This window comes from Ammoniphilus oxalaticus, assembly GCF_003609605.1.
GTDB classification, from domain to species: domain Bacteria; phylum Bacillota; class Bacilli; order Aneurinibacillales; family RAOX-1; genus Ammoniphilus; species Ammoniphilus oxalaticus.
Map to the genome: position 1 here is coordinate 1 of NZ_MCHY01000010.1, position 26,877 is coordinate 26,877.

27 protein-coding genes are annotated in these 26,877 nt (G+C 45.7%); 15 read left to right on the plus strand and 12 right to left on the minus strand.

Annotation, left to right across the window (positions count from 1 at the left end):
- Positions 1–213: 213 nt before the first annotated feature.
- The 4 genes from BEP19_RS14885 to BEP19_RS14900 form a co-directional block, all read right to left on the minus strand.
- Positions 214–507, minus strand: coding sequence for a hypothetical protein (locus BEP19_RS14885; RefSeq protein WP_120190732.1), 294 nt, complete (start codon positions 505–507; stop codon positions 214–216).
- A gap of 216 nt (positions 508–723) precedes the next feature.
- Positions 724–1,200 carry a hypothetical protein gene (locus tag BEP19_RS14890; protein ID WP_120190733.1) on the minus strand — a complete coding sequence of 159 codons (477 nt, stop codon included), beginning with the start codon at positions 1,198–1,200 and terminating at the stop codon, positions 724–726.
- Between the two features lie 180 nt (positions 1,201–1,380).
- Positions 1,381–2,889 (minus strand): L,D-transpeptidase, encoded by a 1,509-nt coding sequence (locus tag BEP19_RS18195; RefSeq protein WP_120190734.1) that lies wholly within the window; start codon positions 2,887–2,889, stop codon positions 1,381–1,383.
- An 878-nt stretch (positions 2,890–3,767) separates the two neighbouring features.
- Positions 3,768–5,363 carry a putative polysaccharide biosynthesis protein gene (locus BEP19_RS14900; protein ID WP_120190735.1) on the minus strand — a complete coding sequence of 532 codons (1,596 nt, stop codon included), beginning with the start codon at positions 5,361–5,363 and terminating at the stop codon, positions 3,768–3,770.
- Between the two features lie 208 nt (positions 5,364–5,571).
- Here BEP19_RS14900 and BEP19_RS18035 point away from each other — a divergent pair, with 208 nt between their 5' ends.
- The 3 genes from BEP19_RS18035 to BEP19_RS14910 all read left to right on the plus strand — a co-directional run bounded on the left by BEP19_RS18035 (position 5,572) and on the right by BEP19_RS14910 (position 7,141).
- Positions 5,572–6,069, plus strand: coding sequence for a Fic family protein (locus tag BEP19_RS18035; protein WP_245983621.1), 498 nt, complete (start codon positions 5,572–5,574; stop codon positions 6,067–6,069).
- 57 nt (positions 6,070–6,126) lie between these two features.
- Positions 6,127–6,699 carry a Fic family protein gene (locus BEP19_RS18040; RefSeq protein ID WP_281269305.1) on the plus strand — a complete coding sequence of 191 codons (573 nt, stop codon included), beginning with the start codon at positions 6,127–6,129 and terminating at the stop codon, positions 6,697–6,699.
- Between the two features lie 103 nt (positions 6,700–6,802).
- A complete protein-coding gene (locus BEP19_RS14910; protein WP_120190736.1) occupies positions 6,803–7,141 on the plus strand; it encodes a DsrE family protein in 339 nt (112 codons plus the stop codon).
- 79 nt (positions 7,142–7,220) lie between these two features.
- Here BEP19_RS14910 and BEP19_RS14915 read toward each other — a convergent pair whose 3' ends face one another.
- Complete coding sequence (locus BEP19_RS14915; RefSeq protein WP_170145394.1) at positions 7,221–7,754, minus strand: YhcN/YlaJ family sporulation lipoprotein; 534 nt, start codon at positions 7,752–7,754, stop codon at positions 7,221–7,223.
- Positions 7,755–7,911: 157 nt separating this feature from the next.
- Entirely contained in the window at positions 7,912–8,694 is a 783-nt protein-coding gene (locus BEP19_RS14920; protein ID WP_120190738.1) for a YhcN/YlaJ family sporulation lipoprotein, read from the minus strand.
- A 137-nt stretch (positions 8,695–8,831) separates the two neighbouring features.
- Here BEP19_RS14920 and BEP19_RS14925 point away from each other — a divergent pair, with 137 nt between their 5' ends.
- The 3 genes from BEP19_RS14925 (at position 8,832) to BEP19_RS14935 (ending at position 10,650) form a co-directional block, all read left to right on the plus strand.
- A complete protein-coding gene (locus BEP19_RS14925; RefSeq protein WP_120190739.1) occupies positions 8,832–9,482 on the plus strand; it encodes a L,D-transpeptidase family protein in 651 nt (216 codons plus the stop codon).
- A 63-nt stretch (positions 9,483–9,545) separates the two neighbouring features.
- Entirely contained in the window at positions 9,546–9,788 is a 243-nt protein-coding gene (locus tag BEP19_RS14930; RefSeq protein ID WP_120190740.1) for a hypothetical protein, read from the plus strand.
- A 169-nt stretch (positions 9,789–9,957) separates the two neighbouring features.
- The gene (locus BEP19_RS14935) at positions 9,958–10,650 is read left to right on the plus strand and encodes a polysaccharide deacetylase family protein (protein WP_120190741.1); all 693 of its coding nucleotides are present in this window, start codon (positions 9,958–9,960) and stop codon (positions 10,648–10,650) included.
- 107 nt (positions 10,651–10,757) lie between these two features.
- On the opposite strand, the gene BEP19_RS14940 is transcribed toward BEP19_RS14935, so the two are convergent.
- The 3 genes from BEP19_RS14940 to BEP19_RS14950 all read right to left on the minus strand — a co-directional run bounded on the left by BEP19_RS14940 (position 10,758) and on the right by BEP19_RS14950 (position 15,714).
- Positions 10,758–11,354 carry a cysteine hydrolase family protein gene (locus BEP19_RS14940; protein WP_245983623.1) on the minus strand — a complete coding sequence of 199 codons (597 nt, stop codon included), beginning with the start codon at positions 11,352–11,354 and terminating at the stop codon, positions 10,758–10,760.
- 306 nt (positions 11,355–11,660) lie between these two features.
- A complete protein-coding gene (locus tag BEP19_RS14945; protein ID WP_120190742.1) occupies positions 11,661–13,196 on the minus strand; it encodes a SpoIID/LytB domain-containing protein in 1,536 nt (511 codons plus the stop codon).
- A gap of 385 nt (positions 13,197–13,581) precedes the next feature.
- On the minus strand, positions 13,582–15,714 hold the full coding sequence (locus BEP19_RS14950) for an S-layer homology domain-containing protein (RefSeq protein WP_120190743.1): 2,133 nt from the start codon (positions 15,712–15,714) through the stop codon (positions 13,582–13,584).
- A gap of 246 nt (positions 15,715–15,960) precedes the next feature.
- On the opposite strand from BEP19_RS14950, the gene BEP19_RS14955 reads away from it, so the two are divergent.
- Complete coding sequence (locus tag BEP19_RS14955) at positions 15,961–17,025, plus strand: S-layer homology domain-containing protein (protein ID WP_170145395.1); 1,065 nt, start codon at positions 15,961–15,963, stop codon at positions 17,023–17,025.
- 218 nt (positions 17,026–17,243) lie between these two features.
- Here BEP19_RS14955 and BEP19_RS14960 read toward each other — a convergent pair whose 3' ends face one another.
- Positions 17,244–18,005, minus strand: coding sequence for an SIMPL domain-containing protein (locus BEP19_RS14960; protein ID WP_170145396.1), 762 nt, complete (start codon positions 18,003–18,005; stop codon positions 17,244–17,246).
- A gap of 176 nt (positions 18,006–18,181) precedes the next feature.
- Here BEP19_RS14960 and BEP19_RS14965 point away from each other — a divergent pair, with 176 nt between their 5' ends.
- The 5 genes from BEP19_RS14965 to BEP19_RS14985 all read left to right on the plus strand — a co-directional run bounded on the left by BEP19_RS14965 (position 18,182) and on the right by BEP19_RS14985 (position 22,482).
- The gene (locus BEP19_RS14965) at positions 18,182–19,027 is read left to right on the plus strand and encodes a decaprenyl-phosphate phosphoribosyltransferase (RefSeq protein WP_281269306.1); all 846 of its coding nucleotides are present in this window, start codon (positions 18,182–18,184) and stop codon (positions 19,025–19,027) included.
- A gap of 79 nt (positions 19,028–19,106) precedes the next feature.
- Positions 19,107–20,069: a lysylphosphatidylglycerol synthase transmembrane domain-containing protein gene (locus BEP19_RS14970; RefSeq protein WP_120190747.1), complete on the plus strand. Its 963-nt coding sequence runs from the start codon at positions 19,107–19,109 to the stop codon at positions 20,067–20,069.
- Positions 20,066–20,482, plus strand: coding sequence for a divergent PAP2 family protein (locus tag BEP19_RS14975; RefSeq protein WP_120190748.1), 417 nt, complete (start codon positions 20,066–20,068; stop codon positions 20,480–20,482). The genes BEP19_RS14970 and BEP19_RS14975 overlap by 4 nt, the downstream gene beginning before the upstream one ends.
- Before the next feature lie 90 nt (positions 20,483–20,572).
- Complete coding sequence (locus BEP19_RS14980; RefSeq protein WP_120190749.1) at positions 20,573–21,664, plus strand: diguanylate cyclase; 1,092 nt, start codon at positions 20,573–20,575, stop codon at positions 21,662–21,664.
- A gap of 134 nt (positions 21,665–21,798) precedes the next feature.
- Positions 21,799–22,482, plus strand: a complete 684-nt coding sequence (locus tag BEP19_RS14985; RefSeq protein WP_120190750.1) for a superoxide dismutase family protein — start codon at positions 21,799–21,801, stop codon at positions 22,480–22,482.
- Positions 22,483–22,789: 307 nt separating this feature from the next.
- Here the strand turns inward: BEP19_RS14985 and BEP19_RS14990 are convergent, their stop codons facing one another.
- Positions 22,790–23,044: a hypothetical protein gene (locus BEP19_RS14990; protein WP_147393809.1), complete on the minus strand. Its 255-nt coding sequence runs from the start codon at positions 23,042–23,044 to the stop codon at positions 22,790–22,792.
- Positions 23,010–24,602, minus strand: coding sequence for a hypothetical protein (locus BEP19_RS14995; protein WP_147393810.1), 1,593 nt, complete (start codon positions 24,600–24,602; stop codon positions 23,010–23,012). Before BEP19_RS14995 ends, BEP19_RS14990 begins: the two co-directional genes overlap by 35 nt.
- Positions 24,603–24,806: 204 nt before the next feature.
- Here BEP19_RS14995 and BEP19_RS15000 point away from each other — a divergent pair, with 204 nt between their 5' ends.
- The 3 genes from BEP19_RS15000 (at position 24,807) to BEP19_RS15010 (ending at position 26,795) form a co-directional block, all read left to right on the plus strand.
- Complete coding sequence (locus BEP19_RS15000) at positions 24,807–25,016, plus strand: RNA chaperone Hfq (RefSeq protein WP_211329364.1); 210 nt, start codon at positions 24,807–24,809, stop codon at positions 25,014–25,016.
- A 124-nt stretch (positions 25,017–25,140) separates the two neighbouring features.
- The gene (locus tag BEP19_RS15005; RefSeq protein ID WP_120190753.1) at positions 25,141–25,638 is read left to right on the plus strand and encodes an Lrp/AsnC family transcriptional regulator; all 498 of its coding nucleotides are present in this window, start codon (positions 25,141–25,143) and stop codon (positions 25,636–25,638) included.
- Positions 25,635–26,795 carry an aminotransferase gene (locus BEP19_RS15010; protein WP_120190754.1) on the plus strand — a complete coding sequence of 387 codons (1,161 nt, stop codon included), beginning with the start codon at positions 25,635–25,637 and terminating at the stop codon, positions 26,793–26,795. The genes BEP19_RS15005 and BEP19_RS15010 overlap by 4 nt, the downstream gene beginning before the upstream one ends.
- The last annotated feature ends 82 nt before the right edge of the window (positions 26,796–26,877 follow it).

Consider the following 26,877-nt stretch of genomic DNA (forward strand, 5'->3'; position numbering starts at 1 on the left):
GGTCACAAGCGCCCTTACATTCGGGTCCTCCCCTTAATTTACGCCATCGCCTCTCTGTAAGGGCCTCACCTCCCGTTACGCAGCGAATTTTCGTCGCCCAGCAGTCTGTAACGGTCAAAAGTGCCCTTACATTCGGGTCCGCTCCTCATTAGCGTTCGAAACGCTTTCCGTGAATCATCGTGATGGCGCTGCGAAAAGAACGAGTAATGCGGCTTACTGATTACGCCAATGTTGCATCATCATTCCGTGTCCGCGCGGATGGCTTCCCTTTATATGGTAATGTTGGTACATCTGTTCCAACTCTTCCGTCTCTAAATTCGGATGCATTTGTTTCATATGCGGGCGCATCTCATCAAACGTCCACCCATAACTACCGGGTCCAGTAGGCGATCTATACCCGAAATCGGTTCCGCTTGGAGGAGTGGTTGCTGGACTGGTCGCTGCCCAAGCCCCGCCTGCCACTGCAAGTAGTCCTGTTGCCACTAACGCTAACGTCCATTTCTTCATAACCAAACAACTCCTTTCTTTTCTCCTTCCATTATCGCAGAGTATCGGCCAAAAAAGCCCGCATTCGTCCAACAATTTCATGAACAAATCGCCCTGTTTGCAAAGGGAGACAGACTCGACGAAGGTTCCGATGTCATCCCTTCAAATTTAGTATTCTTAGTATCCGCTCAAAAGTTGGCGCTCTTTCACCGCCACCCAATGCCAACCTAACGCTACCTATTTTTGTTGGCTGTAAGCCCAAAGAATCCGATAATCGGAATTTTCCTCGTCGAGCGCAACGTAGACGTCTTGTCTAATTTGCAAATCCCCAAAAATACTGTGGTAGACCAGGAGCACAGGCGCTTTTTGCGTGTCGGTTAATACGGGTGACAACGGAGACATCCGCCACGACGACTCTTCAACGAGTTCGCCAATGCGCACTTCAAACGTTTCCACCCCGAAGTCTTCCAAAAAAACGCGAGCGCGCGCTTGGATATACTGTTGCTTGTTAAATTTCTCCTTCATTAAAGGATGAAACAGTTCCCACGAGCTGCCGAAATCGCCCGCCTGTTCATATGCGTAAAACTTCTCCACAACTTCCTTTGGACCGAGCGAACTGGATAGGCTCTTTTTGGTCATGAAAAAGGGGTCAATTCGATACACAATAATCGCTAATAAACAAAAGCCGCACACAATCAGCAGCATTCTTCGCATTTGTTGACGCCGATAATGATGGGGAATGAAGATTGGTACCACCTCCAGGGAAAGCCTGTCTTGGTAAAAGTATATGCGCCGCGTAAGAAAAAAAGAGCGAGCCCTTGAGGGCTCGCTCCATCAACATCGTTTCCACTATTCGGTTTGGCGCCTTTTCAGGTCATCCCGCCACCAATCAATCTATTGAATCAAAACAGTTTGATCCACCGCGAATCCAGGTAGTTTTAGAAGAAGGGGCAACGCGGCTTCAGCCCTGCTTGTGTCAGGGGCTGTCCCTGTTACGACGAGTTTGCCGTCTTCCTCGATCACTTCCTGTAAATAGCCAGCAGGTAAGAAGATGTACAGTTCGCCGCGCCAATTGCCAGATGTCGCTTGTTTTGCAGCGATTAGCGAATTATACCAGTTCGTCATCGCTTGATCCATTTGGTCAGCGGTGATAATCTCGAACGGAACTTGCTTGCGATCGAGTTCAGTGTCGCCGATCACGTCAGGTTCACGCAGCACTTCCGGGCTGACAGGATCAAATCCGTCGATCTCAGCGTCTGATTCGCTTGGCTGGATGTCACCGATGATCGTGTGTTCGCTAGCATGCAGCCATGCGTCGCCAACCCACGTTTTAATGCGGTACCAGTCATCGCCCGCTTTTTCAAAAGCGAGTACCCGTTGCGGGCTGACGCTTTGTCCGGTGTCGCCAAGACCAAACGGTTGCTTATATAGTTTGGCGGATTGCGTCAAGGTCAACGCTGTGTCGACTTTTTTAATCTGTGGACCGCCGACAATCGCCTGTTCCGACGTATCTAGCCATGCGTTTCCGAACCACGCTTTGATGCGGTACCAATCGCCCGCCTTTTCAAAAGCGGTTACGCGTTGCGGGCTCAGTGTTTGGCCTGTCCAGCCTTTGCCTTGTGGTTGGGCGTAGAGCCTTTTTGCATCTAAAATCGTGATGGATGTGTCCACTTTTTCAATCTTTGGTCCGCCGACAATCGCTTGCTCAGCTTTAAACCAGGCGTCTCCAAACCATGCTTTGATGCGATACCAGTCGCTGCCCGCTTTTTCAAAAGCTTGTACTTGTTGCGGGGAAATGCTCTGTCCCGTGTAGCCAAGCGCGTAAGGTCGCGTATATAACTTGGCGGGGCTAAGCAATGTAATCATCGTGTCCACTTTTTCAATAGGCGGAGACAAAAGTCCTTGCATCACCGCAATTTCTTCAAAGCCGAGCTTTGACGTCGTGATCACGACGGGGGTGTACAGTTTAACTTGGTCAAATAGCCAACGGACCTCTTGATTGTGCATCCGCACGCAACCCTCCGATACATATCGGCCGATTGAATTCGGATTGGCATTGCCGTGAATCGCGTAGGTCGTTCCCCATGTTCCCCTTGCATTCAGACCCAACCATCGGTCACCGAGCGGATTGCGGGGATCACCGCCTGGAATGTTCTTTGTGTAATACGGTCGGTTTTTAATCTTGTTGACAATTTGGAACGTTCCTTCGGGTGTAAACAACTGTTCTTTACCGGTCGCAACGGAAAACGATTTTACCAGTTTACCGTCTTCATAAAAAGCGAGTCTGTTATTCGCTTTGTTTATAATGATAAATTGATTGCTTTTCGGTGATGTTGCTACCGCAGAACCTGTCCCACTTACAAATAGGCAAAACGCCGCCAAAATAAGCAGTAATCTCTTCACTCCCGTATCTCCTCCTTTAGCTAGCTTTAATTATAATAGAGAACGAAAAGTAGCGCGCTAACTTTCGTTCCGCAAGTGTCGACACTATTTTTACAAAAAAGAGGAAGGCGTCTAGTAGTATCTAGTAGGAATGGTTGGACTTGCCAGCAACCAAAAGCCTAAAAAAAACCCTTCCCCCGAAAGGGAAGGGTCAGCGACTCCCAACACTAAACGCTAGTTTAGCTACTATTATTATATAGCCAATAGGTTATAAAAGCACTATAAAATTTATGTAATAGTTCATAAATATTACAAAACGCGCGTTTCAAGTCATTTTATGGCGCTATTTCTCCCATTTGGGTTTTTATTCCAAGGTACGCAATCTCCAATTTTCAACATACAATTGATACCTCACGCCTTCCATTCGCAAGGAAAAAGGCGAAGATGCTAGCGAATTGACATTTTATGTCGATAATTGAGGAACGATTCGGCTAACAATCTACAGGCCAATCCATTAAAATGAAGATAAATGGAAAATCCGATAGAATAAGAGTGGGGGCTAGAATGTGAACACGTATTACTGTATCCAATGTAAAAAAGAGCACGTTACACAGGAGGATGCGCGATTGTTTAAAACAGGTTATACATTAAAGGAAGAAAACAAAATCCCATTAGGGCTATGCTACCAAAAACAACACAAACTAAACGCGTAAGTTTCTACCTCTAACTCATTTATGCAAAAAAGCGTCACTATAATTTTAAATGGTTTAAAGGGGCGCAGTCAATAGATTATCTTATCAATAGAATAAAGAGAAGGATCAGACGTCAAGGTCTGATCCTTTTTCCTTTACATTTCAGGACGCTGCCTGCTCGCTTATCCTCGCCATGGGCCCAGGCTATTACATCCTTTGCGCCACTTTCCGAACACGAGCGGGAAGGTGCGATAGGTCTTCCTCCGTAACTCCGCCAAGTCGTAGCATCAGCCAACCGTAAACGAGAAAGCCGGGTATGGCGGTGATCAGACAAAGCAGCCCATAACGCAGCAGCGAAGGCCAGGTAACTGGCAACTGCGGTTCCACACCGAAATAACAACCGCCCGTCACGATCAGCATCGCCAGTGAAGCGAGTAGAAATCCCGTCCACCGTTTTGACAAAATCTCCAGCGGAGCGATTTCCTTAATTGAGCGCAGGTTGAGGGCCAAAATGATAATAAACCCAAGTGAAGTCGCCGCGACAACCCCGTAGATGCCAAAGCTTGGCGTTAACGCGAAATTGGCCATTGCTTTCACCACAATTCCCGCAAAAACGTGCCACATCGGCGACGTTGTTCTCCCCATTCCTTGCAAGATAGAGGTGGAGATCGTCATCACGATTTGAAAAATACTCCCAAAACAAAGCATCGCGATAATCCACGAACCAGCCGTGTTTTTAAATAGGAAGCCATTGACCGCAAAGGCGGCAGCCGTTAAGTAAAGGGCGATCGGGGCCCCCGTAATCAACGCGAGGCGCAGGGCCAAACTGCTCATCCGTTGCACCTCGCCAATATCTTTACGGGAATAGGCAGCGGATACGACGGGTAAAATCGCTGAACCCATTGCAATCGCCAAGATCGGCGGAATAGACGCAAACGACTGGGCGCGTCCCGTCAAAATACCGAGCAACTCTTTCGCGTGATCATACCCAACATTGGTTTGCAATAAGGCGATCACTGTTGATGAATCGATAAAATAGAGCACAGGAATCGCGGTAGACGCGAAACTAATCGGAATCGACGTTTTCAACAATTGCTTGTAGATGAAGCTTTTTTTAAGCGTTTGCGCTTCGCCGCCCTGGACCTTCATTTGCTCGAGTCGATCCGCCTTTGTCCGTCTTACATAGAAAAGCATAATCGCAATTGCTCCGACACTGCCAGCAACGGCCCCGAACGAAGCTCCGGCAATCGCTACCTCATGTGAATATCCCGCATACAACAGCAATAACGGAAACGCGACTGCGGTTCCGACCCGCAAGATCTGTTCTGAAATTTGCGACAGACCCGTTGGGCTCATCATTTGCATCCCTTGGAAATAGCCGCGCATCATGGAGATGAGCGGAAACAATAACAACGCGGGAGCGATCGCTCGGATGGACAACACTGCATGCGGATCGTTACTCACGTAGATCGCATAGTAAGGAGCGAGCCCATATAAGAAAATGGCTGCTACCAAGCCTGTGACTAATGCAAACCACTGCGCCGCTCGAAACGTTTGCTGCGCTTCACTATATTGTCCCAGGGCATGATATTCCGCAATTTGTCTGCTTAACGCCGTCGGAATCCCCACCGTCGCGATAATCAACAAAATTCCATAAATATTGTAAGCAATCCCATATGTGGCCATCCCGCTATCGCCAAGAATGCGTTGCAACGGAATCCGCTGGGCAATCCCCAACACCCGCGTTACAAGCGAAGCCATCGTTAAGATGATTGCCCCTTGAATTAAGGCATTTCTGCTCATAAGGACTCCTTTTTAAATGAATGACGCTAGGTAATATGTACGCTATCCATTTTATCATATTTAAATCGGTTGCATTCAATAGATTGTGTAACAAATTATTATCATTACTGTAAACGAATCTTATTTTAGAACAGCCAAATCATTAACTAAAAAAAGGGGGTTTATTTCGTTAATCGGGTATAATGTGAAGAAAGAGGAGGATGGTTTGATGGCAATTCAAGGATTATTACCGCTTCCGATTGGTGTTGAACTGAAAGAGGCTTTAAAAATATATCGAAAGTTAGCTAAAGTGAGCAATAAAATGAGTCGACTTGATGAAAAATTCAAGCATTCAATGGTTGGCGATGATTTAATTCGCATATTATCCTTAAATGAATCCGTGCAGTCGACAAGAATTGAAGGCACTCAGGTTACCTTTTCAGAAATAGTAGAAGAACAAGATGATCCGCAGCCGAGGTGGGAAGTTACAGAGGTGAAGAATTATCAAAAGGCTTTGTTAGCAGGATTTGAGTATATCAAAAATGGATATCCGATCACGACGCGGCTGATCCAAAAGCTACATCAACTATTAATGGCTGGCGCCCGCGGAACAAACCAAGCCAGCGGTGAATTTCAGAAAATCCAAAACTTCATTGGACCTACTAACAAAATAGAGGATGCCTCCTATATTCCTATCCCCGCAAATGAAATCGATACGTACATGTAAAATTGGGAAGTATATATCAACGGTCATCCCTATGGAAAGAGACTTCCCAAAAACCATATTAATGCCGAACAAGAGATATTGGATGAAGACGTGGATCCGATTTTGAAAACAGCGATCATCCATGCCCAATTTGAATCCATTCACCCGTTTTTAGACGGTAACGGCCGACTTGGTAGAATCGTCATCGTCCTTTATTTAATCCAAGCTAAAGTGATTGCTTCTCCTATCTTTTTTGTGAGTGAAGAGCTGGAACGGGAGCGGATGCGCTACTATGATTTATTAAATGGAACGCGTGGCAATCATCCCGATTGGGCTAGTTGGCTTACCTTTTTTCTGAAAGCATGCGAACGGATGGCGGAAAAGTTAAATACAAAGCTAGACTCAGCGGAAAAGTTAGCGATCAACGGCTTAAAAGAATGTGAGAAAGATTCCGAAAAGAAGGTTTGGATGTACACATTTCACAATCCGAACACAACTGCTTCGGCCGCAGCGAATGCGCTAAACTTATCTGCAAATACCGTGCGCGCTGCATTGAACGCGTTAACTGCAAAAGAATTACTTTTTACGGATCGGCATACCAAGCGAAATAAGAAGTACAAAAATTACGAGTTATTGCGTATTTTGAGTTAGTCAAGCCTTTAGCTTCCGATTATGATAATATAGTTCCAGTGGCAAAGTAAATCTTCTACATATGATAATCTTCTATTAATCCGTGAAAGGCGCGTGAAACGATATGAAAAATAAAGTGATTTTAGTGACGACGGATCAGTTTGGAAAAGGGGATGCGGAGCTGGGGAAAGTGGTGATGGAAAACTTTTTTACACTGCTAAAACAGCGTGAAGAGTTGCCGCATGCCATCTTTTTCATGAACCACGGCGTAAATTTGCTGACGGAATCCTCCTTGGTTTCCGTTCATCTCAAGGAATTAGCGGAAAAGGATGTTTCCTTGTTGGCGTGTAAAACGTGCGTTGATTTTTATAAAATTGAGCAAAAGATGACGACGGGTGTCATTTCGGGGATGAGTGATTTTGTTGAGTTAGCGTCGCAATACGAAATCATCACGATTGCCTAACATAAACCCCAATAGAAAAGCAGGTAGAACGCGTGACTGTCGTTCCGACCTGCTTCTTTGGCGTCCAGTTAAAACCCAATCATCTTAGCGGCGTTGAGCGTCCAATTTCTTGGATAACGGCTCCCATGTCTTGATCTAATGTCTTATTTTGATGGCCGCGTTCATAAAGTGTTTGCACACGTTTGCTAAGATGATCATCGGAAGTAATGTGAAGGTTGTAGCTCGGTTGGCTCACTTTTACCTTCTCATACACTTTTCGCTCGACATCCGCTTTGTTTATCGTGTTGTCTACTTCGATGCCAATCACAATATCTGTACCCATTGCAACCGCTGTCGCTCTACTCACTTCAGGCACTCTTTGCGCAGATTTCATCGCGATGCGGGCGACTCTTGCGTCACGATCTGGAACGATCTCACGATCAGCGCGCTGCCCAAAGTTAGCGTTATACATTTGGACGCCTTCCGGATCAATCGCTGTCGTGGACTGTGTTCCGTAATTATGATGATATTCATTGACATGCGCGCCGCCATCACTGCCATAGCCGCAAGCGGACAGTCCGCTGATTAACAATGCGGGCAGGATCAGCATCTTTGTAATGTTTCGCTTCTTCATAGGAACACCTCTCAGCATAAATCATTGCGTTTTTTCCTTCCTCTTATTCATTTGTCAAAGACATGATTTATATCCCTCCCAATTTTGCTTACCGCTTCAAACATAAAAAACGGGCCAGTTAACCTGACCCGTTCATATGAGTGTGAACGTTTATTTCTTATCTAAAAGGAGCAGTTACCGTTCGACCGATGTCACGGATGATATCTGCGACATCGTTACCTAATGCTCGCACAGGGTGTCCAGAATTGTTGTTATTGTTGTTCGACATGTTGTTAGTCATATCGTTCATGCCGTTTGCCATGCGCGTAGAAACGTTGTGGATTCTAGAGTGAATCTTGCTGTCCGACGTGACGTGAATGTTATAACCAGATTGGTTTGCTTTCACTTTTTGTCGCACATTTTGTTCCACTTTATTTCTGTCTGCGCCTTGCTTTACATCAATTCCGATTACAATGTCATTACCATTTGCTATGGCCGTTGCTTTCGTTACGTTGGCGACAGAGCGCGCTTCTTTTGCAGCTGTTCGGGCTAAGCGTTGATCGTGATTGTGATTGGTCACTCCACCCGTGGCATTACGATTAAATCCAGTCGTATTTCGGTTTACACCATCGTTTAAGTCGTTACGCATGCCATTGTTGTAACCATAGCCAAAAGGACTCATGCCGTTGTTTGTATTGTTATTGCGTGTGTCATAGGAGTGAGTGCGGCCATCAAACATATTCGTTCGAGCGCCATCGTTGTTGTATGATCTTACTCCGTTGTAACTGTTATTGTACGCGCTGTCATTGTAGCGATTCGTATTGTCATACGTGTAAGGTCTCATCCCATCGTAGTTATTCGTGCGAGCCCCATCATTGTTATATCCACAAGCAGATAAAGCGCCAACAACTAAAGTAGGAATTAACAACATCTTTGTCAAAGGTTTTAGATTTTTTGACATGTGAACACCTCCTAAGCGATATTGTGTGAAAATAACGTGAAGATAGTCATGGAGACAATTGGGAATGATTCATATAGCCTAAAAGATGGGTCATACTAAAGTTGTGCTCATACTTTAAATAGGTGAAAGGTGATGGAATGAGAGCGGTCATAGTCGTCTTCGTATCATGCTGGGTAGCGCTTGGACTCCCTTTTTTTACTCCCGTTTCATTTGCTGAAAAAGAGATTTACATTAACTTATGGCATCGGACGCTTCAAATTAAGGAAAACGGTCAAGTGTTACAATCACATTCCATTGGACCAGGAGCAAAAAATACGCCGACACCGATCGGGCAGTATAAAATTGTGCGTAAGTCTAAAAATTGGGGCAGCGGGTTTGGATCGCGTTGGATGGAAATCGATGTGCCGTGGGGGATTTATGGGATTCATGGCACGAATAAACCGGGTTTAATAGGCCGCTATGTCAGCCACGGTTGTGTTCGAATGAAAAACAAAGACATCGAAGAAATTTATGAACAAATACCAATCGGAACACCAGTGATCATCGATGGACCGTTAAGCGGTCATAAAGATATTACCTATCGTATTTTGGTGCTTGGCTCACGCGGATCGCTCGTGGAAATGGTCCAAAATCGTTTGCTTGCAGGAGGCTATTATCGGGGGGTGACACATGGAAAATTTGATCGAGCCACAGAAATCGCCGTCTATTTGTATCAAAAAGAACACGATTTGCCGCAGACAGGTCAAATTCATTACGAAGATCTGCTTCAGATGGGGATCATCGAGTAACAAATGGATTTTGGGCATATTTAAATTGACGAGTAAAAAGACATATTAAGGGGGTTAGTTCAATTGGAAGATGTAAAACGTAGGGAAGACGTTCGCGATAGATCTGCGATTTGGATGGCATGGCTTGGCATTCTATCGGGGGTGATCTCCTTATTTTACGCTCCATTTTTATTTGGAGGCGTTGCCCTTATATTAGGCATTATTACTGCGTTCAGTAAGGGCTACCGACTTGGCTGGTGGGCGCTTGCGCTTGGCATAGTCAGCCCTTTTCTAAACATCATCTTTCACGGCATACGTGTGTGGTAATGAAGAAGCCCGCTTGCCCATATCCGCCGAGGTGGTAGACCATGTCCGTCCACGACCACCCCGCCAAACGCTCCCACGCTTTTTTTGCAGGTAAATATCACCTGATAGTTCGCCGTCTAAACTGGAGATAATAAAAGCAACATTTTTTTGACGGTGAGGAGTTGAAAGCTTGAGAAAAAAAGTTACGATCTTATTGACTTGGATTTTACTGTTTTGTTTCACTGTCCAGGCGACGTACGCGAGTCAGCCAAATGAAACGATATTTCGCATCGATACGAATAAAAAGCTCGTCGCGCTTACTTTCGATGATGGCCCTCATCACACATTTACACCGCTGTTGTTGGAAGCGCTCTATGAAGAGGGGGCCCAGGCGACTTTTTTTCTATTAGGAAAACAGGTCCAAGCGCATCCTCAAATTGCGGCTCGGATTCATCGCGAAGGTCATGAAATCGGGAACCACGGTTATTCGCATCGGGTCATGCGACATTTGAGTTGGAAAGAGATTCATAAGGAAATACGGCAGACGGAGCGTCTGATCGCCCATCATGTCGGAATTAAAACGCATCTTTTTCGCCCGCCGTACGGGGAGATGGTTCCGCGCATTGTTGATGTGAGTCGCTATACGGGATATCGGTTGGTGCGTTGGTCGATCGACCCGAAAGATTGGGATCAACGAAGAAATGGACAAGTGATTGCCGAACATGTCGGCGCGGTGGTCAAACCTGGTGATATCGTCCTGTTCCATGATGGGGGCGCGAACCAGGCGGAGACGATCAAAGCCGTGCGGACGATTGTGCGCAATTTGAAAAAGCGGGGCTATAAATTTGTCACGGTCTCAGAACTGTTGAAACAGAGCGGCTGACAGATGATTTGAATAAGAGAAAGCCCTTCCAATTTTTAGCGAATCGGAAGGGCTTTTGGTATGTGAAAAGATCCATATATGAGGACATTATTAATTCATGCTGTTTTTTATTTTACAATTGTTGCGTTCAACGTGTTTTTAAGGTGAGTGAGAGCATAGTCGTGTCCTTGCGGATTAAAGCTGGCGACAAGGTCCTCAGCGATCACGATGTTGATCCCGCGGTTGTAGGCGTCAATCGCTGTATGCAACACGCAAATGTTCGTGCACACACCCGCAATCAACACCGTGTCGATCCCGCGTTCACGCAGTTTAAGTTCTAAATCGGTGCCCGCAAAGGCGCTGTAACGGGTCTTGTCCATATAGTACACATTTTCTTTGTCGCGATTTTCTTGATAAATTGCTTCTAACTTTCCATACAAGTCACGACCAGAAGTGCCCTTAATATTGTGGGGAGGGAATAATTTTGTCTCCGGGTGGTATTGGTCATCCTTTAAATGGAGATCGATCCCAAATACCGTAAAAACACCATTTTCAATTGTTTTTTCTGTTACTTCAGCCATTGCATCATGCAGCGCAATCCCTGGTTCACCGCAAGTTAAAGCGCCTTGCGCGTCCACAAAATCCACCGTATAGTCGATATTGAGGAACGCCCATTTTCGATCGCCAACTGCCTCAACAATTTTATCGTACAAACCTTTTGCCACTTTCTATAACCTCCATTCTAAGATTATGAAGTCAGAAAAGTTCATTCTATCTCTATTTTATAACAATGGGTCCTAAATAACCAGTCTTATAACACAGGGAAGAGAGTCGGCAATCAATTGTTAGCTCTTTGGAATGTATATTACCGATGAGATACAAAGGATTGATGTATTCGTTTCTGAATTGTGAGGAAAAAAGCCGATAGTTGGAGTTTATAAGGTGGAAAAGTGGAGGAACGGAAATCCCGCATGAAAATCAGATTTAGTAATTTCGATTTTCATGCGGTTAATTCCTTTTGGTCCTAAGTTTTATCTTAATTGCACAAAATCATCCGCTACATACCCACTTACTTCGCCAACTTTGACGTGGTACCAGCGGTCGTGTTTTCCAATGATCTCAATTTGTTCACCAGGCTTTATCGTTTGGGTTGGTTGCGTTTGAAAATTAGGCTGCGCGCGCAATCCAACTAAGACACTTGCCTTGATTGTTCCTTGTCGACTCAAACCTGCGCTTCGTGAAGCAAGTGAGTTCGCTTGATTCGCGGTTACAGGAGCGGCCGCCAGTTGTGATGTTGGCTTTGGCGCTGCTGCCGTTGGTGGTTGTGTTGTCTGCGTTGTTACCGCATGATTCGCTTGCGCGATTTGTGTAGGTTGCGGCGACACAGGAAGCGCGGCTGTTAAGGCTGTCCCAGGATAATAAAAGGCCGTGATTTCATTGGCCGATTTCCCTTGTTTGGCCATGGCATTGGCGCCATATTGACTCATTCCAACCGCATGACCATACCCTTTTCCTGAGATTGTCCATGAATCGCCTTGTTGCCCAAGCGAATCAACAAACAAACTTTTAAATACAGTTCCACCGCCTAGCATTTGTCGAAAGGCGTTCGCAGGCACATCGCTAAAATCGCGCTGCATGAACTGCGCTGAACCATCCGCTTGCTTGACGATAAAAGTCAACCCAAGTTGTCCTTTGCTAATCCGATTCCCAGCGGTTCTTTCTCCTGAGAAAGACAGGTTCGTGATCTCCACAATTTTAATCGCTTGCTGGGCGTATCCGTTTTGCTGCAACCACGTTCTTAACGTATTGCTGATTGCTGGATCCGTTTCTTGGACTTGATTCCACCATGCATCGGCCTGTTGTAAGTCCCTTCCTTCTAAAGGTAGCTGAACCTTTTTGAAAGATAGACTCCACGGATTTTGTGGATCAAAAGGGTCCGCTTTTGCGGGTAAATAAGCATTCGGATGCCATAAGCTTCCGCTCGCTTCGATCATTCCACCGTTAGAAGAGGAATAAAGGGCGTCGATTAGGGCGCCATTGTGCATCAATACTTGCCCTTTCGTTTCATCTACGGCTCGTGACGTCCGCTCGTTCCACTGAAAACCGTTGTACACTTGATAGTTGACGGTATCATCAATCAACTGCCCTGCTCTGCGAACCGCATAGGTCCGCGCCGCGATGGACTGGGCCTTCAACGCCTCCAGTTCCCAGGAGGCCGGCATTTCATTCGGGACAACCCCTTTTAAATAGTCTTCGATTGGTAGCGTGTTGATCGGTCGGATAATAGAACCGTTCTCCAACGAAAACGTCATCTGCCCGAGATACGGCTTGCCATTGATTTTGATCACTTGATTTAACCCATATGTATGAGGAGTAACCGTGATCGTGGACCCGCGATAAATCGCCTGATCCCCTTGATAGAGCGCGAGCTGATTTTGATCAGCTTGAATGCGCAAAGCTTGCGCTGCGGGCAGAGCTTGTTGCGTTTCTTCTACCTGAAAACTTCCCATTACATCGACCGCCAAACTCGCTTGATTGCCAACCGTTCGGACTAACTTGACGGACATCGTTGGTTCCGCAGCCTCGCTTGAAGAAGGTGGGAACAAGATTGGACAGAGGAACACCGCGAGAAATGCAACGATTAAAAAGCGTTTTCCGATTAGGGGATAAGATCCCCTTTTTTTAGTAGAGTAATCGATCGTAAATCCTCCTTTCTATCAAAATGAATTCTATACTCTATTATCCTACGAAATACAATGGAAATAAAGGGGTATAAGGGTGCAAAATGTAAATCATTTTGGTAGATTGCAGGTGAAAGTGTGAAATGAGTATGTTGATTTAAACGGATACCGAGAAGAGAACACACCCTTTTTCGTTGTCCCCCATTGCAAAAATATGAGCGGTTTTTGAAAGAAAATAGCCTCTACTTAAAAGTAGAGGCTTAATCCTTCATTATTTACTGATGAATTTTGCTTTTTCGAGTAAACGAGTTAACATCGCGACTGTTTCTGCGCGTGTTGTTGGATCAACTGGATTAAAGGAACCATTGTGATCTCCCCGAACCAAGCCAATGGAAGTGGCTAGACCAACGGATTCTTTCGCGTATTCAGCGATTGTTTGTCCATCGTTAAATTTGGCTAACGCGGAGACTGCTTGACCATGTGTAATTTCGCCGCGAAGCTTTAGGAAATCAAGCGTGTTCGCTAAAATGGTGCTTGCTTCTTGACGCGTGATTGGATTGTTGGCGCGGAACGAGCCGTCCTCATATCCAGAAATTAAGCCCGCTTTGACACCGGCATTAACTGCCCCGGCGAACCAATCTGTTGCATACGTGTCATTAAATTTCGAAGCCTTATCGTCGGTTGGTAACCCAAGCGAACGGGTGATCAACGTAACGAATTCGGCTCTTGTCACGTTATTTTGCGGTTTGAATGAACTATCTTCATATCCGCTAACGATCAACTTATCGGTTAATAATTGAATGTCATTGTGAGCCCAATGTCCGCTGATGTCACGTAGTGTAATGTCGTTTTCAACAACGGTGTATGGCGTATTTGCTGTGCGCTTAAGGACAGCTACGTCTTTTCCGTTTGATTTAACAAACAGGGTTGGAACTGGAGCTACGCTTCCGTCAGCATTTAAAACAACTCCGACAGATTTAGCCGCGTTAGGCTTTTTATCCAAGTTAAACCCACGATCTACATATTTCTTTCCAAAGTTCTTGTATTCTACTTCACGGGATCCGTACTTCACAGTAATGGAGAAGTCAACGATTTTAGATACCGTCTCACCTTTGCCATTATATGAATCGGATGATTTATCGTTCAGGTTGATCTCGACTTTTGCATTGCTAAGATCGGCTTCGTCAATGTTCAGAGCGTTTGCCAGGGCTTTTCTGTTCGCAAGGCTAGCAGGCAGAACGTATTCAGCGTCTTCTGTTTGAATGATGAAGTCGTTATCTTCATTGTTGTCAGCAACCGCATCGATGTCAGAGAGGTTAAGGACAATTTTTCCACTACCTGATTTACCATTGACTGAAGCGATAAATCCTTTTGCATTGTTATTTTTGTCAAGATGCTTCGTTAAATCTTCTGCGTCTAAATTGACAACTGTAACATCATTTTTAACCTCAGTCGTTACTTTTGGCGCAATGACTGTTTTAGATGTTGGGATGATCGGCGTTAATTTAGCTGGAGCTTTAACAGATGAACCACCGCCACCGCCTCCACCAGAACCACCGCCGCCATTACCGCCGTCAGTAGGAGGTGTTGGATCCTTAGGATCTTCGGGGTCTTTAGGGTCTTCAGGAGTTTCAGGATCTTTAGGGAAAAGATAATCCTCTACCGCGCCCACTAGTTTGCTAATTGTGTCGTCATTTAGACCTCTTTCTAGGAAGTCTTTTACAGCATTTTTTCCAACTACTTTTAGGTCCTTTATTTCGAGGCATAATTCGGCTTTTAATTGATCGCTCAGATCTGAATATTTAGGGGATAACTTATCATAAGCGCTATTAATTGCCGGTTCTAATATTTTAATAATGGTCTGACTGTCTTGATTATCGATTAGTTCAAGTAAATCTTTCAGAGATAGGTTCTTTACTTCCTTTATAATCTCTGCTTTGAATTCTTCAGCGAATTCAACTACTCGGTTAACATCGACATCGATGCCTCTTTCATCAAATATTTCTTGGTGCTTTTTTAAAGCATCAGCATCTAGCGTACCATCTTCAAAAGAGATGAAAAGAGGACGGATGACTTCTTTAATCAAGTCTGCAGGCGTGAGGTCGCCTAACGTTTCACTACACTTTTGATAATCAATATCATCACCAAACCACCCTTTTACCGTGTTGCTGTTGGAGTTATGGTAAAAGTTTGTCAAATCCGTTTTTAAAGCATTTAGAGCCTCTTGCCCGGCTTTTGTTCCAAAAATTTTTGAATACAAGTCATGCGCTTCTTTAATAGATTCATTTACTGTGTCCGAAATTGAAGAAGTTGCGTAAATCGGAGCGCCAAAGGCGCCTAAGGCTAGCGTTGTCGCTAGTGATAGACTCAATACTTTACGTCTAAACTTTCTTTCTTGACCCATCAATAAATACCTCCATATGTACTATTCTAAAGTGGAACTTCTAAAACAAATTATACCACAAACCTAGAATTAAGGAAGTTTTTTCAATATAATGGGCCTTAATTGGTGATATAATTCCAGATAAATAAGCTTCTGAAATAAAAAATGTTCATAGTCTTTTAAAATTGTACAAGCATTTTTTAAAAAAAGTTATATAATAGCTTTATTGCACATAGCTGTAATTAGGCTCAATTTATGGAGGTTATGATGAAAAAGAAATTTGTTTATTCTTGTTTAGCGGCAACGCTTTGCTTTTCAACAGGACTTGTCGGACAGGCTCCCGCTGTTTTTGCGGCGGATGTCTCTAAGGTAGCCGATAAGCTGATGAAAGAAAATCCTAAAATGATTGAGGATTGGAAGGGCGCTGGGGCAACGGAAAGCGAAATAAAAAGTTTTGTTGATGATGTTGCTAAAAATGTGAAGACAGACGGGCTTACGGAGTCGAATATTAATGAACGGTTCTTGTCTTCATTTATGAGTGTGCGAGGTAAGCATAAAAACGCAGTTGATGCTGCCCTTGAAACTTTTTCGCTAGATGGCTTAAAGCCGATCCGGGATTCTGTTAAAGAAGAAGTATTAGGAAATACGAACAATTCAGGTGGTTCTAGCAATGGAGGTTCCTCATCCGGCGGTGGCGGTGGAACTACTAATAAAAATGATAAAACTGACACCGACAAATCCGATGAAAAACAAGAGGAGAAAGTAGAGGAAAAACCAACTCCCGCGCCTACACCATCAACACCTGTCTTTTCTGATATTGCAGGACATTGGGCTGAAAAAGAGATCGTGAAAATGTACGAGGCGGGGATTGTGAGGGGCACGGACGGGAAAGCGAATCCGAACAACCCAATCACGCGCGCGGAATTTGCGACTCTGTTGGTAAATCTACTTGATTTGAAAGAGACGACGCAAATGAACTTTAAAGATGCGAAGTCTGACGCATGGTACTATGAAAATCTTGCAAAAGCCTATCACGCAGGATTATTAAGAGGGTACAGCGCGGATCAAATCGGTCCAAACGATACAATCACACGCGAGCAAATGGCATCCATGGTGTACTCTGCATTAAAAATAAAGGGAGTGCCAGTGAACACGGAAAAAGCGTTAACATTTACAGACGCGAACAAAATTGCGCCGTGGGCTGTAGAATCGGTAAAAGCGACTCATGCAGCGGGGATCATCAATGGATTCCCAGACAAAACGTTTGCGCCACAAGGACAAGCGACCCGGGCTCAAGCGATCGTCATGATTTCTTTCTTATCAAACATGTAGACAATAGATCCAAACCCAAAAAAGCAGTTCAATTTTGAACTGCTTTTTTTGTTGCCGATTCTGGACCGAGCGGCCCGTTCACATCCACAATATTCGATAAAAAAGCGATGTGGATTCGGTCATCGCGCTAACGTCGGGTTGCGCCCCAAAACCCCATCCACAATATTCGATAAAAAAGGAGGACGCCCCAACTATAGCGTCCTCCCTTGATCCCAACATTAAAATTCAAATGTAACTTGTACTTGTGAAGTGAGGGTCAATTGACCGTGATTAATTGTTGTTGCTGTTGAATTTTGCATGGCGGCTTCTCCGTCAGCTGCAATTGACATTGCGTTGCGATACTGTAGCGGAGCGACAGTTCCAAATTCTTGGATGGCAACAACTTCTTTGACCTGTTTGCCTAAACCTTTGGCTAACGCGTCCGCCTTTTTTCTAGCGTGATCCACTGCTTTTTGCAGCGCGATCATTTCATATTCATCCACTTTTTCCGCGCCGAACCGCACGCTTTCAATTCGATTTGCTCCTGCTTTGGAGACGGCGTCTAACAACGATCCAATCTGATCCATCTCACGATATGTAACTTCCAAGATGTGTTCGGAACGATACCCTTTCAGGACGTTTTGTTCATTTTCCCAGCGATAATCGGGGTGTGTGTCGTAACGGGATGTTTTCACATCCGCTTCACCAACCCCTTGTTGCTTGATCGCCGCTTGGATTTCTTTAAATAATTCAGCGTTTTTTTGTTGAGCTTGTTGAGCGGACTGACCTTCCGTGATGAGTCCGAACTGAACATACGCCACATCCGGAGTCATCAAAACATCCCCTTTTCCAGCGACAGTAATGGTATTTCGCGCAACTTCAGTCGCCGCGCTCACTGGCGTAGCCTGAAAATGGGCGGCCAACCCACCAACCAAAGCCAGGGATAACGCTACACGAACAACCAATCCCTTCGATCCGTTTTGCATTGAAAATAAATTCATCAAATCAATCATCTCCTCAATAGTCGTCTATAGAATAGAGACGCTGGATATCAATGGAAGGTTGCGCCGTTTAGCGCCGCTCCGCCCCAACAAAGTTTTCGATTGTTGCCGATTGATAGATTATGCTACTATATTAATGTTACTTTGCGGAGAGGAGGGACGAGAAGATCCGCCCTATTATACGTCAGTTGCGTCCCAAACAGTGGACTAAAAATTTACTCGTTTTCGCCGCGGTTGTGTTCGCGGGGAAGTTTCTAGATATTGATTCCGTTTTTGATTCGTTGCTGGCATTCGTATGTTTTTCGTTCATTGCCAGTACTGTTTATATTTTCAACGATTACATGGATATCGAAAAGGATCGCTTGCACCCAGAAAAAGCAAAGCGCCCACTTGCGTCCGGAGAGTTAAAAAAGTCAACGGCGGCAATCGTCGCCTTATTGCTTTTTTCCGTCTCGATGGTTGGTTCGTATGCGCTGCATCCTACCTTTTTCGTGATTCTCTGTTTCTATTTTATCGTCAATGCGTTGTATTCGGTCTGGCTCAAACACGTTGTCATCATCGATGTGATGATCATTGCCTTGGGCTTCGTGTTGCGTGGATTTTCTGGAGCGGTCGTAATCGAAGTTGAAATGACGTCCTGGTTTATCCTGTGCACGATGTTACTCGCTCTGTTTTTAGCGCTGAGCAAAAGGCGTCACGAACTCGAATTGTTCGCGGAAGATCCCGCTCGTCAACGAAAAGTGCTCGAACATTATTCGCGCGGATTACTCGATCAGATGATTTCCATCGTCACCTCAGCGACGATTATGAGCTATTCGCTCTATACAGCGACGGTGAGCGATGATGTGCAGATGATGTGGACGATTCCGTTTGTCGTTTACGGCATTTTTCGCTATCTTTACCTTGTGCACATGAAAGACGGCGGGGGCAGTCCTGAGCGTGTGTTGCTTGACGACAAACATATTCTCGTCACCGTTGTGTTGTATGCGTTGAGCGTGATGTTTATTAAATTATACTATTAGTGTTGGTGTCCAAATTGGAGCTCTGGCGTGCCAAAGAGAGGCGCCTCCACTTAATTTAGCTTAAAAAAAGGAACCGTTTATGGATACAACTCGATTAAAAAAGCGTTTTGGCTATGGTCTCGCGTTTGGCTTTCTCGTCATCGTCGGTTTTTCGATTTGGGGGGATTTTCGTCAATTGCAGGACCAGCTGATTCAATTCCAATGGGGCCTGTTGCCCCTTATTTTTCTGTGTACATTGCTCGGTTACGCCTTGCGTTTTGTCAAATGGGAGCTGTACCTGCGCACATTGCAGATCCGTCTAACGATTCGCGAAAGCGCGGTCGTTTTTTTGAGCGGGTTGGCGATGACGATCACCCCTGGAAAAGCGGGTGAGTTGTTGAAAGCATCTTTTTTACAACGGTTGAAAAATACGCCGTTCGAGCGAGCCGCCCCGATTGTCGTTGCCGAGCGGGTGACGGATTTAGTGGCCATGTTGTTGCTCGCTGGCTGGGGACTCACTCGGTTTAGCGAAGGAATATGGTTGTTGGTCTTAACGAGCATCGTGTTGTTGTCGGGGATGATTATCCTTCAATTCCGTGGGTTGTGCCAACGTTTAATGGACCGATTAAGAAAAATGTTGAAAAGCAAAGGGCATTGGGTCGATCGGATCGAGCGTTTTTACGATAGCTCGTTCGTTTTATTCCGCTTTTCAACTTTTGCGCTGACTTCGTTGATCAGTGTCATCTCGTGGTTATTCGAGTGTCTCGCCTTTCACCTCATTTTCAGCGGACTTGGCCTGACACAACCGTTTGTTGACGCTGTGTACATCTTTTCCTTTTCGACGATTGCGGGGGCTGTTTCGATGTTGCCTGGCGGACTCGGGATCGCTGAAACGAGCATGGTCCGCTTGTTGATTGGGATTGGCGTGGAAAGCGGGGAAGCGTTGGTCGCCACGTTATTCGGTCGGTTTGCGACATTGTGGTTCGGCGTGTTCCTCGGCATTGTCGTTTGGTTCGGTTGGGGTAATCGTTTGATTCAAAAAAAGGGGGAAGAGCGGCAATGAATGTAACGTGGATTTATGCGGTTTTGCCCCTGATCGCTTGGTTTTGTTCAGGAGTCCTGAAATTCGCAATCAACTATGCGCGGTTTGGCGCGGAAGCCCGCGAGCGGATTGGCAACGGCGGCTTCCCGAGCACACATACGACCGTCGTTAGTTCGGCGGTGATGTTAATCGGTTTTAAGGAAGGGTTCAACACCCCTTTATTTTCGCTCGGTCTCGCCTTTTTGATGATCACGATCATCGATGCGACAGGGGTGCGGCGCGCGGTGGGCGATCATGCCCAACATCTTAATCGACTGATTAAACCGTCTCAACAGAAAAAACTGCGAGAAAGTCAAGGACACACAAAATGGGAGGCGCTCGGCGGCTTAGCGCTTGGGGCTCTATTGGGTTACATCGGAGCGTGGATACCATGATCCGTTTTAAGCAGCTGTTGCAAGGCTAAGGTAAATAATTGCGCGAATCGAGAGGGAAGTAACGTATTTCGTCCTGAAATTTAGGAGGAGGTGAAGAGGATCGTTAAAGATTTGTTCGTCAACGGTTCGATCATTATTTCGTTTCTCTTTTTGGGAGGACAACTTTTTAAAGGTGAAACATCGACGAAGTCGAAGATAAATGGAAAAGTGTTATTGGGGATATCGTGCGGCTTGTTGGGCGCCGTTCTCATGCTTTTTGCGATTCAAGTTAAAGAGATGATCGTCGATATGAGGGTCGTCGCCCTCGCGATTGCCACGGTTTACGGCGGTTGGATCGCATCACTTGTTGCCGCGTCGATTATGATTGTGGCCCGCTTCCTCATATTGGGCGTCAATTACATTTCTTTGATCGCGGCAGGAGGCATCCTCGGTGTATGTTTATTTGGTGTAATCGTCAGGCGTTTTAATACGTTATCCACGTTTCAAAAGTACGCTTTAGTGAATGTGTTCGGGATTTGTTACAGCTTTTTTGTGTTCTCCATCGTCGTTGATCAACGCGATGAGTTGATTGCGTTATGTATCCATTACGGTTGGATTTCTATTTTGACTGCATCGTACAGTTATTTTGTCGCGGACTACTTATTTAAATCTTACGAGCTTTTTAAGAGGTATGAAAAAGAATCCAAGGTCGATTACTTAACTGGGTTGTATAATGTGCGCCAATTTGATGCGTTGTTCAATGACCAGCTACGGATGGTTCAAGAGCGTAAAGAGGTCCTTTCTATGTTGATGATTGATATCGATCATTTTAAAAACGTCAATGATACATACGGTCACGGCGACAGCGATTTGGTTTTGCAAAAAATGGGTGAGGTTCTAAAAGAGACAGTCCGTGGCTTTGACATCGTTGCTCGCCATGGAGGCGAAGAATTTGCCATTTTGCTGCTGGATTGTCCACATGAACGGGCCCAAGACATAGCGGAAAGGATTCGCCTTGCCGTTGAGGAAACGGAATTTCCGATTTCGGAAGATCGCATGATACGTATAACCATCTCGATCGGACTTGCCACTTATCCTGAAACAACAACCAACACACAACAAATCATCCACCAGGCCGATACAGCTTTATACGCTGCTAAACGATCTGGTCGCAACCGTGTATGCGCGGCCGAGGCCATGTAGGTGTAGGGGATTCATGAGGTGTGACCAACCACTCATTTGCTAGACTACGAAACTCCCATTTCACCCGTTTATCCTTTTAAATCTCCTTAAATTTTAGTAGTCTTGAATAAAATTTACATACAGTGGAGGTTTTTATGAAAAGATTTGTGAGTGGTGTGATTCTTGGAACGTTTTTGACGAGTGGAGCTGCTTTTGCCGCGGTGAAGGGGGACATCAGTAGTATGAAAATATTACTTAGTGGACAAGAGAAGATGACTTCTTATGGCGGCCCCGTCGTGATCGATGGTCGTACCTATCTTCCGCTTCGTGATGTAAGTGGCTGGTTCAACAGGCCTGTTTATTGGAATGAGCAAACGCGGACGGTATCGATCGATCAACCGCTGGTGACGCTCATCGATTCAAATGGTAAAGAAATCGGAGCGATATTGCTGAAGCAAGAGGCGGGCGGTGTGAACCTAACTCTTGAAGCGGTTGGATTGACGCCTGGTAAACATGGTTTCCACATCCATGCCTCATCCTTTACTGGGACTGATTTTTCGGAGGCGGGTGGACACTTTAATCCAGACGGCGCGAAACACGGATATAATCATCGAGATCATGAAGGGGATGCCCATCTTGGTGATCTTGGTAACATCGAGGTCGCGGTGGATGGCTCGGTAAAAACGGAAATTTTCGTCCCTCGAGCGACATTGGAAAAAGGACATCCCAATTCGATCCTTGGCAAATCGTTTATTATCCATGCGGAAGAAGATGATCTAACGACAGACCCAGCTGGAAACGCAGGGGACCGTGTCGCTGGCGGGAATATCCCGGAATAAGGAATAAGCGCATTGAAACCACCGAAAGGTGGTTTTTTGTTGCGGGAGGGCACCGAGCGTACTTAGAGAAACAGTGCCAAATCTTTAATAATCTTTTTAAATTGGCTTAGCTTACCCGTGAGGCATTTTACTGATATTGAAGCTCTGGACACTTTTTTGAAATTAATCGAAACGAAACGAATGACATTTCAAGAGTTTGAACAAAACGAACTAATAGGGGTAGGGATTTCGCCCGGAGATGGACCCGCGTATCCATGCGAAAGTCGCCCACATCCCGCGAAAGTTGCCTATATCACAAAAATCCCGCCTATATCGTGAAAAAGTCGCTCATAAGCGCGGAAAGGTCTCCCATATCCCAAGGGAGATCGCACTGGAACCCAAACCAGATCCTCCACGAGGTCATCCTTCGCAACAATTGAAAGAAATAAGGAAAAAACCACCTTTCGGTGGTTTTGGATTGAATGAACGCGGCGCGTTCCGAGCGCTTGAGTGGACTCGCCCATAACGCGCCGATCACCACCATGCGCCTATTCCGCGCCAGCAGAGCCAGCGCCTTGTCCATCTCTATCGCCGCCTCCGCTGTCATCTCGCGCCGCCCGCCACAGCAAGCTAATCGCGATCGCGGTGTAAAGCGCGAACACAGGGTGGCAGGGGAACGAGTAGCGGGCGTTTCCTTCGAAGATCACCGTAACGACGGTGATCACGCAGGCGGGCAAGCTGAATGCGATGAGTAGTAAACGCGGTTCCCAAGCCGCAAGCCCGAGCCCTTCCGCGTTCTCCTCTTTGCGCCGCCAATACCGTCGCGCCGTCGACACCAGCCCTGTCACCATCGGAATCACCCCGATGAAAAAAGCGGAAGCGACCATCGCATGGGAGACGACAGACCAGCGTTGAATGGTTTCGCGAGTATGTTCAGACACGACGTCGTGTTGCCCTTCGACCGCCCATTTCCAATCCCAATTTCGATAGAAGTTTTCATAGAATCGATAGAGTGTCAATTGCATGAAGCGGCCTGGATTGTCCTGAATCCAGCCCCACGCTATTTTTTTCATTGCGGCATCCGTTTCCACCTCAAAACGCGGGTCCGTTTCAGGATAATAAGAGTTTGCCATCGGACTGCCTGGGATTGAATACGGATCCATCCACATTCCGGTCGCGTCGTCGTTGTTATTGATGTAGAGCACATATCCGCTATTTGTCGTTAACGGCACGAATGCGTTAAATACAAAATAATTGCGGATTGACCATGGCGCGATCACGGCGATCGACACAGCAGCGACGAGTGCCGTGCGTGCGATTCCTTTCCACACTCCGCCGCGCGCTTCTTTTAATTTAGCAAAAGAAGGAGCGACGAAGCGTCCGATTTCCGCGAGGAACAAGATGACTCCGAACACAGGGGAGAGGGGCTTGACCAAACTCATCACCCCAAGAATCACCCCGGCGGGTATTAACCATAGCCACTCGCGCCCTTCGCGTTGGGCAAACATGCCGCGTTTTGCTTCGTTTCCTGAGCTATCGCCTGATCGCCGTCGGCTTCGTCGACTGCGTTTTCGTTCTTGCTCATCATCGGCTGATTTCACTGCATTGGCTTTTGGCCAAGACAACACATAGCAAGCAAAGAAAGCTAGTAATAAGAAATTAAATAAGTGCTCGCTGCCTAACACATTGACATAAAACATTTCTTTCGGTAAATACAAGTAAACCAATGTCGCCAGTAACGCGACTTTTTCCGATACCATGCGCTTCGCCAGAAATAAAAATAAAAATGCGGCTCCAAGACTAAGCAGCCAGTTTAATATTTTTGCAAGTAATAAACTTGGACCGAAGATGGCGAAGAACACCGCTAAAAAGCCAGGGTAACCGACCCCTTGGAAAGCTGTTTTCCGATCGAACATCACATATCCATTGCCTTCCGACAGGCTAATCGCCGCTTGGTAGTAGCGGACAAAATCGGAGACAGGCTCCGTATCAATGTTGAACACGAGCCAGCCGCGAATCATAAAATTTAAAGCCAGCAACGCCCAAAATCCAAATCGAATAAACCTCATCTCATCACCTTTTCTCTTTTTAGCTGTCGGCGTCGGGCGGTCTATGTATAAGGGGATTATTTTCCCAATCAAATCGTGTTTCTTCTATATAATAGACAAAACGAAAAATGTGACCGATTGCATCCGTTTCGACAAGCGCATTCATTGTTTCAAGATTGATCGTATGCAATCTATGGAAATATGTCAATTTAATCTGTTTAATCCGTCTGATTTTTTGGAAACAAGTTGCATTCTATGGTAAGATAAATGAAAAATATGGAAAGGGCTTGGGGACCGATGGCAGAGAAAGTGAAAATGAATGTCCAACAAGATGAAGTATTGAACGAATCAAAAGTAAACAGCAAACAAGTTAAATTTATTTTGAAAAATGGCGTACATATGGATGGCATCGTAGAGGCGTTTGATCGTTATGTCGTCGTCATTCGTCAAGAAGGGGACAAGCAGGCGATGATTTATAAATCTGCTTTTTCCACGATCATCTCATAGTGAAGTGAACGAAAGCGGGGTTGATGGGCGACTAATGAACGCAAAATCAACCTTTTTGCTTTTTTGCTCCGTTTTTAGTGTACATATGATAAAATAGTAAGCAAAAAAAGGTGGAAACAAACACGTGAAAAAGGAAAAGTTGATCGAACTCCTTTGTTTGCTCGAACAAGACGGACGTCAAACGAATGAGCGCCTAGCGACATTACTTAATGTGACGGTCGAAGAAGTTGTCGAGGCGATTGCCTATTTAGAAAAAGAACAGATCATCCTCCGTTATCCTGCCTTAATTAATTGGGACAAAATTCAAGGTGATGAACAAGTGACGGCGATGATCGAAGTGAAAGTGACGCCGCAGCGTGATCGGGGTTTTGATGAGATTGCGGAACGCATCTATCGCTTCCCTGAAGTGAACGCGCTTTACTTGATGTCCGGATCTTATGATCTGTCGGTCATTATCGAGGGAAAAAGCATGCGCGAGGTGGCCTTGTTTGTCGCTCAGAAGCTCTCCACATTAGATCCGGTCATTTCAACCGCGACTCATTTCATTTTAAAAACGTACAAGCATGATGGAGTTATTTATGAAAAAGGCGACGATGACCGCAGGATGGTCGTGAGCCCATGAACCCGCGCTTATCACAAACCATTCAATCGATCCCCCCTTCCGGCATTCGAAAATATTTCGAATTGGCGAGCACGATGGAAGATGTCATTTCACTGGGGGTTGGTGAACCTGATTTCGTGACTCCGTGGTCGATTCGCGAAGCGAGCATTTCCATGTTAGAGAGGGGACACACATCTTACACGTCGAATAGCGGACTTCCTGAATTGCGTTTTGAAATTGCTCATTATTTAGCGAATGCGTTCAATCTTTCGTACAGTGATCAAAACCAAGTGTTGGTGACGGTCGGGGCGAGCGAGGCGATTGACCTGGCATTGCGGGCGATTCTCGATCCAGGCGATGAAGTGCTGATCGTCGAACCGTGTTATGTATCGTATGAACCCGTCGTCAAACTAGCGGGCGGCGTCCCTGTTGGGGTCCCAACCGATGCGCAGACTGATTTTAAATTGACCGCAGCTCATATTGAGGCGAAGGTGACGCCGAAAACGAAAGCGATCATTTTTTGTTATCCGAACAATCCAACGGGGGCGACGATGACGAAAGAAGATTGGGAACCGATCGTCAGCCTCATCGAAAAACATAACTTGTTAGCGCTATCCGATGAAATCTATGCGGAGTTAAGCTACGATATACCTCACACGAGCCTTGCGGAAATGCCTGGCATGAAAGAGCGGACAATTCTTATCTCGGGTTTTTCAAAAGCGTTCGCGATGACGGGCTGGCGGATCGGCTTCGTTGCTGGACCCGAAGATATCGTGGAAGCGATGACCAAAATTCATCAATACACGATGCTGTGCGCCCCTGTGATGGGTCAGTGGGCGGCGGTTGAAGCGTTGCGTAATGGAATGAAGCACAAAGATGAAATGGTGACCAGCTATCGGCAACGCCGCAATTTCATTACAGAAGCGTTTAATGAGATTGGACTGGACTGCCTTTTGCCAGAAGGGGCCTTCTACGCATTCCCATCGATCCGTTCAACAGGACTCACATCCGACCAATTCGCCGAACAACTGATTACTGACGCGCATGTCGCTGTTGTGCCAGGGCATGTGTTCGGGGAAGGCGGCGAGGGACATATTCGTTGTTCCTATGCCACATCCTTGCAAAACATTGAAAAAGCGGTCGAGCGGATTGGGGAGTTTTTAAAGCAGAACAAATAAGACGAAAGAGGGAAACCCGACAGGTTTCCTTCTTTTTTTTGGCAAGGTATGGTATAACTAAAACAGTGCTTCATGCATATAT